The following is an 11224-nucleotide window of genomic DNA, read 5'->3' as shown; positions in this document are numbered from 1 at the left end:
CCGGCGGCGGCCTCGACTCGGCGCTGGCGCGCCTGGACCGGGCCTTCCGGGGCCCGTTGACCGGCATGATCGAGCTGGCCGACGCGATGCTGAAAGAGCCGTTCGGCCCCCTCGGGGACGTGCGCTATCGCGGCTGCCTCGGCCAGATCAGGACATCGGGCGAGCTGATGCTGGAGCGCGTCGGCGAACTTTTGGACCTCGCCACCGTCGAGGCCGGCGCCCTGCGGCTCGATCCGCGCCGCATCGCGCTGAACGACGTGGTGGCCGGCTGCGTCGCGCGGCTCCAGAGCGAGGCGGCCCGCGGCCGGATCGTGGTGCGCACCAGCTTCTCCACCGACCTCGACGACCTGGAGGCCGACGAGCACTCGGTCAGCCGGGCGGCCTGCCTCGTGATCGAGCACGCGATCCGGCGTTCGGTCGCGGGCGGACAGGTCATCGTCTCCACCGGCTCGACCGAGAGCGCGGCGATCGCCCTGCGGGTGCGGGATACCGGCGCCGGGGCGACGGTGCCCGCCGCCGGATCTGTGGGCGATGTCGAGGACGGCCTCGCCCTGCCTCGCGCCCTGGTCGAGGCCAATGGCGGCCGTCTCAAGCTCTCGGCGCGTCCGGAGGACGGCACGCTGGTGGAGATCATCATGCCGACGCGGCGGGCGGCGAACGGCTGAGATCGCCCCCCGGCGCACGCACCTGACCGATTCCGCGAAGTATTCGGAAACACCCGGCCGCGGCTGACGTGCATGCCGCCAAGCTCCGCTTGACAGCGCATCGGCCGGCCTTCACTCAAGCCTTACATTGCGCCCAACTTATTTCCGCGTCTCGGTGGCGGGGAAAGCGGGTTGGCGACGATACCGACATCGCACGATGTAGGCTACGTTACTTTGGAAGTCCTGGCTGCGCGGCCGACGCCGCGATACGATCGGGCACCAAACAGGGATGGAACGCCATGGAAGGCAAGGTCGTCGAGGTGCAGGCTGCGTGGCGTGAGGGTGCTCACGTCGACGACGCCCGATATCGCGCGCTGTACGAGGCGTCGGTCGCCGATCCGGACGCCTTCTGGGGCGAGCACGGCAAGCGCATCGATTGGATGACGCCCTTCACCAAGGTGAAGGACACGAGCTTCGAGCCCGGCAAGATCTCGATCAAGTGGTTCGAGGACGGCAAGACCAACGTCGCCTACAATTGCATCGACCGGCACCTGGAGACCCGCGGCGACCAGACCGCGATCATCTGGGAAGGCGACAACCCGGACGAGTCCAAGCACATCACCTACCGGGAGCTGCACGCGCAGGTCTGCCGGATGGCCAACGTCCTGCGCAACCGCGGCGTCGGCAAGGGCGACCGCGTCACCCTCTACATGCCGATGATCCCCGAGGCCGCCTACGCGATGCTGGCCTGCGCGCGGCTCGGCGCGATCCACGCCATCGTGTTCGGCGGATTCTCGCCGGATTCGCTCGCCTCGCGCATCCAGGGCTGCACCTCCAAGGTGGTGATCACCGCCGACGAGGGCCTGCGCGGCGGCCGCAAGGTGCCGCTGAAGGCCAATGTCGACGAGGCGATCAAGCGGATCGGCACCGATCTGGTCGAGCACGTAATCGTCGTGCGCCGCACCGGCGGCGACGTCGCCATGGAAGCGGGCCGCGACGTCTACTACGACGAGGCCGCCGAGCAGGTGACCGACCATTGCCCGGCCGAGCCTGTGGAGGCCGAGCACCCGCTGTTCATCCTCTACACGTCGGGCTCGACCGGCCAGCCGAAGGGCGTGGTGCACACCACCGGCGGCTACCTGGTCTACGCCTCGATGACCCACCAATACGTCTTCGATTACCGCGAGGGCGACGTGTACTGGTGCACCGCCGATGTCGGCTGGGTCACCGGCCACAGCTACATCGTGTACGGGCCGCTGGCCAACGGCGCGACCACGCTGATGTTCGAGGGCATCCCGACCTACCCGTCGACTTCCCGGTTCTGGGAGGTGGTCGACAAGCACAAGGTCAACATCTTCTACACCGCGCCGACCGCGATCCGCTCGCTGATGGGCGGCGGCGAAGGTCCGGTGAGGAAGACCTCGCGGGCCTCGCTGCGGGTACTCGGCTCGGTCGGCGAGCCGATCAACCCGGAAGCCTGGGAGTGGTACTACACTGTCGTCGGCGATCGGCGCTGCTCCATCGTCGACACGTGGTGGCAGACCGAGACCGGGGGCATCCTGATCACCCCGCTTCCGGGCGCCACGGCCCTGAAGCCGGGCTCGGCGACCCGGCCGTTCTTCGGCGTGAAGCCCGAGATGGTCGATGCCGAGGGCAAGGTCCTGCAGGGTCCCTGCGAGGGCAACCTCTGCATCGCGGATTCCTGGCCCGGCCAGATGCGCACGGTCTACGGCGACCATGAGCGGTTCGAGCAGACCTACTTCTCGACCTATCCGGGCAAGTACTTCACCGGCGACGGCGCCCGCCGGGACGCGGACGGCTATTACTGGATCACCGGCCGGGTCGACGACGTGATCAACGTCTCCGGCCACCGGATGGGCACCGCGGAGGTCGAATCCTCGCTGGTCGCCCACCCGAAGGTCGCCGAGGCCGCGGTTGTCGGCTACCCGCACAACGTCAAGGGCCAGGGCATCTACGCCTACGTCACCCTCAACGACGGCGAGGAAGGCGACGACGCCCTGCGCAAGGAGCTGGTGACCTGGGTCCGCAAGGATATCGGGCCGATCGCCTCGCCGGACCTGATCCAGTTCGCCCCCGGCCTGCCCAAGACGCGCTCCGGCAAGATCATGCGCCGGATCCTGCGCAAGATCGCCGAGGACGATTTCGGCTCGCTGGGCGACACCTCGACGCTGGCCGAACCCGCCGTCGTCGAGGACCTGATCGAGAACCGGCAGAACCGGCCCTGATCGGCCGGACCGCGCGAAACCGACGAGGCGGGTGCCGGTCCGGCGCCCGCCCCCAACAAGAATCACGAACCTTGGTCTCAAGAGGAACCGGAGGGCCGAAGCGCCCTCGCGGGAGGAATACGCCATGAGCGGCTCGACACTCGGCCTACGCGGGGGCACGGCGCCCCCACCATCCCGCAACGCCGCCGCGGCGGTCGATCCGCAGATCGACCGGATCGTCCGGACCCCGGAATTCCAGCAGCTCGTCGCGGAGCGCACCCGGTTCGGCTGGATCCTGACGATCCTGATGCTGGTGGTCTATTTCGGCTTCATCGGCCTGATCGCCTTCGACAAGTCGCTGCTCGCCGTGAAGGTCGGCGGCGGCACCGCCTCGCTCGGGCTGTTCATGGGCGTGTTCGTGATCCTGTTCGCCTTCGCGCTCACCGGCATCTACGTGGCCCGGGCCAACACGCGCTTCGACGCGCTGAGCGACGCCCTGAAGCGGAAAGTCGGCCGATGAACCGCATCCTCCTCGGCCTGACGCTGGCCACGATCACGGCCTGCGCGGCCTACGCGGCCGGGCCCGACCTCGGCGCCGTCACGCAGTCGGCCACGAACTGGCCGGCCATCGGCATGTTCCTGTTCTTCGTCGTGCTGACGCTGGGCATCACCTACAAGGCCGCCAAGGGCACCAAGTCGGCCGCCGACTTCTACGCCGCGGGCGGCGGCATCTCGGCCGGCACCAACGCCCTGGCCATCGCGGGCGACTACATGTCGGCCGCCTCGTTCCTGGGCATCTCGGGCCTGGTCTACACCTCGGGCTTCGACGGGCTGATCTACTCCACCGGCTTCCTGGTCGGCTGGCCGATCGTGCTGTTCCTGATCGCCGAGCGCCTGCGCAACCTCGGCAAGTTCACCTTCGCCGACGTGGCGAGCTTCCGCCTGGACCAGACCGCGATCCGCATCATCTCGGCGGTGGGCACCCTGGTGGTGGTGGCGTTCTACCTGATCGCCCAGATGGTCGGCGCCGGGAAGCTGATCCAGCTGCTGTTCGGCCTGCCCTACCTCTACGCGGTGATCATCGTCGGCGTGCTGATGATCGTCTACGTCGCCTTCGGCGGCATGAAGGCCACCACCTGGGTCCAGGTGATCAAGGCCTGCCTGCTGCTGGGCGGCGCGACCTTCATGGCCGGCGCGGTACTGCTGAAATACGGCTTCAACCCGGAGGCGCTGTTCGCCAGCTCGGTTCAGGTCCACCCGAAGGGCGACGCCATCATGGCGCCCGGCGGCCTGGTCTCGAACCCGATCGAGGCGATCTCGCTCGGCGTGGGCCTGATGTTCGGCACCGCCGGCCTGCCGCACATCCTGATGCGGTTCTTCACGGTCGCGGACGCCCAGGCCGCGCGCAAGTCGGTGTTCTACGCCACCGGCCTGATCGGCTACTTCTACATCCTGACGTTCATCATCGGCTTCGGCGGCATCGCCCTGCTGATGTCGGATCCGAGCTACTTCAAGCTCGGCGCGGCCGGCACCTTCGACAAGCTGAAGGACATGATCGGCGGCACCAACATGGTCGCCGTCAACCTCGCCAACGCGGTCGGCGGCCCGTACTTCCTGGGCTTCATCTCGGCGGTGGCCTTCGCGACCATCCTGGCGGTGGTGGCGGGCCTGACGCTCGCCGGCGCCTCCGCGGTCAGCCACGACCTCTACGCCCAGGTGATCGCCCGCGGGCGCACCACCGAGAAGCACGAGGTCAACCTGTCGAAGCTCTCGGCCGTGGTGATCGGGATCGTGGCGATCTATCTCGGCTACGTGTTCGAGAACCAGAACGTCGCCTTCATGGTCGGGCTGGCCTTCGCGGTGGCGGCGAGCTGCAACTTCCCGGTGCTGGCCATGTCGATCCTGTGGCGCGGCACGACCACCTGGGGCGCGCTCGCGGGCGGCCTGGTCGGGCTGATCTCGGCGGTCGGGATGGTGGTGCTGTCCAAGGCGGTCTGGGTGGTGACGTTCGGCAACGCCGCGCCGATCTTCCCCTACGACAACCCGGCCTTGTTCTCGATGCCGCTGGCCTTCTTCACGATCTGGGCCGTGTCGAGCCTCGACCGGTCCCGCAAGGGCCAGCGCGAGCGCGCCGCCTTCGAGGCGCAGTTCGTGCGCTCCGAGACCGGCATCGGCGCGGTGGGCGCCCACGCCCACTGAGCCCGAGACGCATAGCCAGGACGGGGGGCGCGGCGCGAGCCGCGCCCTTCGTCGTTTCAAGGACGCGGCCGCAGCGGGTCGGCACGATACGCTGGAGACACCGCGGCTCTCCCTCCCCTCTCTGCGGGCTAGCGGATCCACGCATCGGTGTCGGCAGCGCGGGCACAGGAAAAACCACGGGTCCCCTCTCCCGTGCGGGAGAGGGACAGGGTGAGGGAGGCGCGCTTTCCGGAAAGTCCTGGTCCCTCACTCCGACCCTCTCCCGCACGGGAGAGGGAGCCTGGCGCGCTCCGTCGCGAGCGGCGGTGTCCGATGCAGATGCGTGAAGATCGTAGCCTCTGCGGGGGAGGGAGACGCGCGTGCGTCTGGCCGTCAGCCTCATTCAGCAGCGTTGCGTGAACACCGTAGCCCGCCGAGTGAGAGGGAGAGCCGCGTTCTTTGAGGCACCTGACATCCTCGACGCGCCACCATGTTGATGACCCGCGCCACCACCGGATTGCGGATTGACCCAGAGGTTCCTTACGGTCACGCATACGTGATCTGCGCCCCGTGCAGGGCGCGCAGTCCGTGGATTCGCGGCCGACGCCATCGGCCGCACGCGTCGTCTGGGAGGAATCGGGTCATGGCTGGGGCAACTGCGATCCCACGGGCGGGGGACGCCGCGAGGCCGATGAGTTCGGCCGAGAAGCGGGTGATCTTCGCGTCTTCGCTCGGCACCGTGTTCGAGTGGTACGATTTCTACCTGTACGGGTCGCTCGCCGCGATCATCGGCGCCCAGTTCTTCTCGGCCTACCCGCCGGCGACCCGGGACATCTTCGCGTTGCTGGCCTTCGCGGCAGGCTTCATCGTCCGGCCGTTCGGCGCCCTGGTGTTCGGCCGCATCGGCGATCTCGTCGGGCGCAAATACACCTTCCTGGTCACGATCCTGATCATGGGCCTGTCGACCTTCATCGTCGGCATCCTGCCCAACGCCGCCACGATCGGGATCGCGGCGCCGATCATCCTGATCGTCCTGCGCCTGGCCCAGGGCCTCGCGCTCGGCGGCGAGTATGGCGGCGCGGCGACCTACGTGGCCGAGCACGCCCCCAACGGCCGGCGCGGCTTCTACACGAGTTGGATCCAGACCACGGCGACGCTGGGCCTGTTCCTGTCGCTGCTGGTGATCCTGGCGACCCGGAGCCTCACCGGCGAGGCGGCCTTCGCCGAGTGGGGCTGGCGCATCCCGTTCCTGGTCTCGGTCCTGCTGCTCGGCATCTCGGTCTGGATCCGGCTGCAACTGTCCGAATCGCCGGCCTTCCAGAAGATGAAGGACGATGGGAAGACCTCGAAGGCGCCGCTCACCGAAGCGTTCGGCCAGTGGAAGAACGCGAAGTTCGCGATCATCGCCCTGTTCGGCCTCGTCGCCGGCCAGGGGGTGGTCTGGTACACGGGCCAGTTCTACGCGCTGTTCTTCCTGCAATCGATCCTGAAGGTCGACGGCTACACCGCGAACCTGCTGATCGCGTGGTCGCTGCTGCTCGGCACCGGCTTCTTCGTGGTGTTCGGCTGGCTGTCGGACAAGATCGGCCGCAAGGTCATCATCCTGGCGGGCTGCGCCATCGCGGCGGCGACGTTCTTCCCGATCTTCAAGGGCATCACCGCCACGGCCAACCCGAAGCTCGAAGCCGCGATCGAGAACGTGAAGGTCACCGTCACGGCCGACCCGGCCGCCTGCGGGACCTTGTTCAACCCGGTCGGAACACGGGTGTTCACGGCGCCCTGCGACCTCGCCCGGGACTTCCTGTCGAAGGCCTCGGTGAAATACGCCACCGCGCCCGGCGCCCCCGGCCAACCCGCGACGATCCGGGTGAACGACACCGAGATCGCCTATCCGCAGGGCGGCGCGCCGGAGGCCAACAAGGCCGTGACCGCGGCGCTCCAGGCCGCCGGCTACCCGAAGGCGGGCGATGCCGACATCGTCAAGATGGCGAACCCATTCGACATCTTCCGGCCGCAGGTCGCCCAGGTGATCGGCCTGCTGTTCATCCTCGTCGTGTTCGTCACGATGGTCTACGGCCCGATCGCCGCCATGCTGGTGGAGCTGTTCCCGACCCGGATCCGCTACACCTCGATGTCCCTGCCCTACCACATCGGCAACGGCTGGTTCGGCGGCCTGCTGCCGGCCACCGCCTTCGCCATGGTGGCCCAGACCGGGGACATCTATTACGGCCTCTGGTACCCGATCGTCATCGCGGTCGCGACGGTGGTCATCGGGGTGATCTTCGTGCCCGAGACCAAGGATCGGGACATCTTCGCCGATACCTGATCCGACCCACGCCCATTCTCAGGTGACGACACCCGGGCCGCCCACGCGGTCCGGGTGTTTCCGTTTCGAGGCGCGCGCGGCGAACGATGCGCCCCTCCTCGGACCTGCCGGAGCCGCCCGAGCCGCGCAGGACCCGCGACGGACGCGAATCGGCATGCCGCAGCCCGGGCGCGCGGCCCCGAGGAATGATCCAGGTGCGCTCCATCACGCATCCGCTCGGGCCACGGCGGTAATGGCTGGGTTGCCAGCCTATTGGGGATCCTGCGTCAGTGTGAAGCGACGGCCGGCCAAAGATTGACATTGCCGCGAATTCGGACCGGCCAAGGCTATGATTATTGTGCGTGCAATGGTACGGGCGGCGCCGAAGTCAGTCGATGCAATCATATAAGTTGTATGCAGACAACCACTTGTTGCCGATCAAAAATCAATCTTGGCGGAACAAAAGTCGGCCCGATCCCGTCTTTGGATGCGATTTGCGGCGAGATAAGGAAAGCGAACGTGGACGAGACTGTGACGCAAGTTCATCGCAAGGCCGGATTCAGGCCGCCTCTCGTCGCAGTCCTCGGAGTCAACGTAACGATGGTTGCCGTCTGGGCGCTCATCTACAACTACGCCGGCGGCCCGGTCTGGCTATGGTAGAGGCGACTGGCGGTTGCGTTTGTCGTCGTAATACCCGCTGCAATAGGCCCCGAGCAGGTATCCGGATTGGTGCGCGGTGAGATAGCCGAGCACGATCAGCACGTGGAGCAGGTCGAGCCCGGGGCCGAACGCGAACAGCAGAACGGCGCCGACCAGGATCAGGAACGAGGTCGCGATCATGACCAGCATGGTATAGGACCAGCCGAGCAGCAATCCGATCACGAACAGAACTGCAGCGAGTAACATCGCGTCACCTGGCTCAAGGTTGTTCAGCGCACGGCACTGAAACAACGTCCCCGAAAAGGGGGCTCCGAAGCCCAATGCCACGGGCACCGCACACGCGATCCATGAACAGATCGCGCGGTCCGACGACAAAGTTCCGTCGAACCGCAGATTTTTCATGAGGCCCGGGCGCTGAAATATCAAGCCCCGGACGGATCCGATGCAAATCGCGTCAAATGCCGCGTATTTGGCTATGTATTATTCTGTTCCGTAAAATCGATGCTGCAAGACCGCCGTGTCGCCGGTCGAGGCGGCGCCAATAGATCGTTTCGCAAGCTACCGAGGGCGCGTCCGCCGCGTCTCGAGCCTTCGCGGCGGCGCACGTTTCTCCGCAAAGCGTTAACGCCGGACCGGAATCCCCGGGGGCGGCACCGAACGACCGCTCCGTCGCCTGCGCGAAAGCCGCGATCTCTGCCGGATCGGCGCCGTCAGTGGCGGAAGTGGCGGTGGCCGGTGAACACCATGGCCAGGCCCGCCTCGTCGGCGGCCGCGATCACCTCGGCGTCGCGCATGGAGCCGCCCGGCTGGATCACCGCTCTCGCCCCGGCCTCGGCCGCGGCCAGCAGGCCGTCGGCGAACGGGAAGAAGGCGTCAGAGGCCACCACGGATCCCACCGCCAGACTCTCGGCGAGCCCGAGACGCCTGGCGCCCTCGGCGGCCTTCCAGGCGGCGATGCGCGAGGAATCGACCCGGGACATCTGGCCCGCCCCGATCCCCACCGTGGCGCCGCCCTTGGCGTACACGATGGCGTTCGACTTCACGTGCTTGGCGACCCGGTAGGCGAAGCGGAGGTCGGCCAATTCGGCCTCGCTCGGCGCGCGCTTGGTCACGACCGTGAGCGGCATGTCGTCGACCACGACCGCGTCGCGGCCCTGGACCAGCAGCCCGCCGGAGAGGGTGCGCACGGTCTCGCCCGGCGCCCGCGGGTCGGGCAGGCTGCCGGCCAGCAGGAGGCGCAGGTTCTTCTTGGCGGCCACGATCGCGGCGGCCTCCGGGGTCGCGTCCGGGGCGATGATCACCTCGGTGAAGATCTCGACGATCCGGCGGGCGGCCTCCGCGTCGAGCGTCCGGTTCAGCGCGACGATGCCGCCGAAGGCCGAGGTCGGGTCGCAACTCAGCGCCCGCTCGTAGGCTTCGAGCAGGCTCGCCCCCTCGGAGACGCCGCAGGGATTGGCGTGCTTGATGATCGCCACCGCGGCGACACGGGCTGGATCGAACTCGGCGACGCACTCGTAGGCGGCATCGGTGTCGTTGAAGTTGTTGTAGGACAGCTCCTTGCCCTGAAGCTGGCGCGCGGTCGCGACGCCGGCCCGGACCTTCCCGGGCGCCCGGTAGAAGGCGGCCGACTGGTGCGGGTTCTCGCCGTAGCGCAGGCCCTGCGCCAGCGCGCCCCCGAAGGCCCGGAACTGGCCGGGCGTCTCGGTGCCGAACCGGACCGCCATCCAGTTGGCGATGGCGGCGTCGTAGGCGGCGGTGCGGGCGAAGGCCTTCTGGGCCAAATGCCGGCGCAACTCGGACCCGATGGCGCCGCCGGTCTGCTCCAGCGCCGCCAGCACCGCGGGGTAATCCGACACGTCGGTGACGACCGCGACGTCGGCGTGGTTCTTGGCGGCCGCGCGAATCATCGCCGGGCCGCCGACGTCGATGTTCTCGATGCAGTCGGCCTCCGGCTTGTCGGCCGCGATGGTCGCCTCGAACGGGTAGAGGTTCACCACCAGCAGGTCGATCGCGCCGATGCCGTGGGCGGCGAGCGCGGCCTGGTGCTCGGGGTTGTCGCGGATCGCGAGCAGGCCGCCATGCACCGCCGGGTGCAAGGTCTTCACCCGCCCGTCCATCATCTCGGGGAAGCCGGTCAGGTCGGCGACCTCGGTGACCGGCAGGCCGGCCTCCTGGAGGGCGCGATGGGTGCCGCCGGTGGAGACCAGGGCGATGCCGCGGGCATGCAGCGCCCGGGCGAACGCGACGAGGCCGGCCTTGTCCGAGACCGAGAGGAGCGCGCGGGAGACCCGCACCTGATCGTGCGCCATAGCTGCTTGCCGAACCTTGTGATTTCGGCGCGCGGTAGCATGGATCCGGTGCGGGGGGCCAGCAGGCCGCTCACGGGCAGGATGTTCACAAGTCGGCTCGTGCCGAACGCAACGCTCTCCCCCCCTCCTTGTGGCTACGGGCTACACAGGTTTGAGGCGCAGGCGGTATTGCAGACCGCGCCGCGCCCCCTCTCCCGTGCGGGAGAGGGTTGGGGTGAGGGGTGCGCGCTTTCCGGAGAGGTCGCATCCCTCACCCTGTCCCTCTCCCGCACGGGAGAGGGGACCCGCGCCTTCTGCGCCCACGGCATGATCACGGCTACGGTCGAAACCTGCGTAGCCCGTAGCCCTTGCAGGGTGAGGAAAAGCGTAGGGCCTCAATCTCTTATTTTAGAACGCGATGCCCGTATCTGCCGCGCTCACGGGGCGGTCGCCCCCCGCATCGGCGCCGAGGCCAGGCGCTCGAAGCTCCAGCGCACCTCGACGTCGTCGGAGACGCGCAGGTACAGCACGATCTGGTCGGTGCGGCGCGGCCCGGTGAGGCCGGAGAAATACACGCTCTCCTCGATGGCGATCTCCGCCCCCGACGCCCGGAACACCCAGACCTCGCCCAGCGCGGAGGCCAGTTCGAGCCCGTCCGGCACCCCGCGCACGGCGATGCCGGGATGCAGGTGGAAGCGGATCGCCACGTCGTGGCCGCGCACCCGGGCCTTGCCCTGGCGCAGGAACGCGTCCCGGCCTTCGAGCCGGGTATTCGTGGGGAACAGCTGCCAGCGCCGCTCGTGCACGATGCCGAAATCCGGGGCGTAGCCGTCGTGCCGGGCGGCGAGCATCACGCTGTCGGGCTCCTCGACCCGTTCGGACGCGACGGCGGCGGGGCCGCGCAGGACCACGGCGCCGCCGCGT

The 11224-nt window shown here is 68.3% G+C and carries 8 protein-coding genes; 5 read left to right on the top strand and 3 right to left on the bottom strand.

Features of this window, described 5'->3' with window-relative positions:
- The 5 genes from FV228_RS10140 to FV228_RS10120 all read left to right on the top strand — a co-directional run.
- The coding region (locus FV228_RS10140) for a HAMP domain-containing sensor histidine kinase (RefSeq protein WP_147854511.1) at positions 1–665 on the top strand (665 nt) is incomplete at its 5' end.
- Between the two features lie 278 nt (positions 666–943).
- Positions 944–2890 carry an acetate--CoA ligase gene (gene acs, locus FV228_RS10135; protein WP_147854510.1) on the top strand — a complete coding sequence of 649 codons (1947 nt, stop codon included), beginning with the start codon at positions 944–946 and terminating at the stop codon, positions 2888–2890.
- Positions 2891–3014: 124 nt separating this feature from the next.
- Positions 3015–3389 carry a DUF485 domain-containing protein gene (locus FV228_RS10130; RefSeq protein ID WP_147854509.1) on the top strand — a complete coding sequence of 125 codons (375 nt, stop codon included), beginning with the start codon at positions 3015–3017 and terminating at the stop codon, positions 3387–3389.
- Complete coding sequence (locus FV228_RS10125) at positions 3386–5068, top strand: cation acetate symporter (protein WP_147854508.1); 1683 nt, start codon at positions 3386–3388, stop codon at positions 5066–5068. The genes FV228_RS10130 and FV228_RS10125 overlap by 4 nt, the downstream gene beginning before the upstream one ends.
- Before the next feature lie 670 nt (positions 5069–5738).
- The gene (locus FV228_RS10120; RefSeq protein WP_147854507.1) at positions 5739–7373 is read left to right on the top strand and encodes an MFS transporter; all 1635 of its coding nucleotides are present in this window, start codon (positions 5739–5741) and stop codon (positions 7371–7373) included.
- A 630-nt stretch (positions 7374–8003) separates the two neighbouring features.
- On the opposite strand, the gene FV228_RS10115 is transcribed toward FV228_RS10120, so the two are convergent.
- The 3 genes from FV228_RS10115 to FV228_RS10105 form a co-directional block, all read right to left on the bottom strand.
- The gene (locus FV228_RS10115; protein ID WP_147854506.1) at positions 8004–8258 is read right to left on the bottom strand and encodes a hypothetical protein; all 255 of its coding nucleotides are present in this window, start codon (positions 8256–8258) and stop codon (positions 8004–8006) included.
- A 464-nt stretch (positions 8259–8722) separates the two neighbouring features.
- Positions 8723–10321, bottom strand: a complete 1599-nt coding sequence (gene purH / locus FV228_RS10110) for a bifunctional phosphoribosylaminoimidazolecarboxamide formyltransferase/IMP cyclohydrolase (RefSeq protein ID WP_147854505.1) — start codon at positions 10319–10321, stop codon at positions 8723–8725.
- 416 nt (positions 10322–10737) lie between these two features.
- On the bottom strand, positions 10738–11224 hold a 487-nt coding region (locus tag FV228_RS10105; protein WP_187277692.1), incomplete at its 5' end, for a heparinase II/III family protein.

The sequence above is a fragment of the Methylobacterium sp. WL18 genome, from assembly GCF_008040015.1.
Classification (GTDB): Bacteria; Pseudomonadota; Alphaproteobacteria; order Rhizobiales; family Beijerinckiaceae; genus Methylobacterium; species Methylobacterium mesophilicum.
Note: the sequence above shows the minus strand (reverse complement) of the source record. Positions and strands in the feature narration are given on the sequence as shown.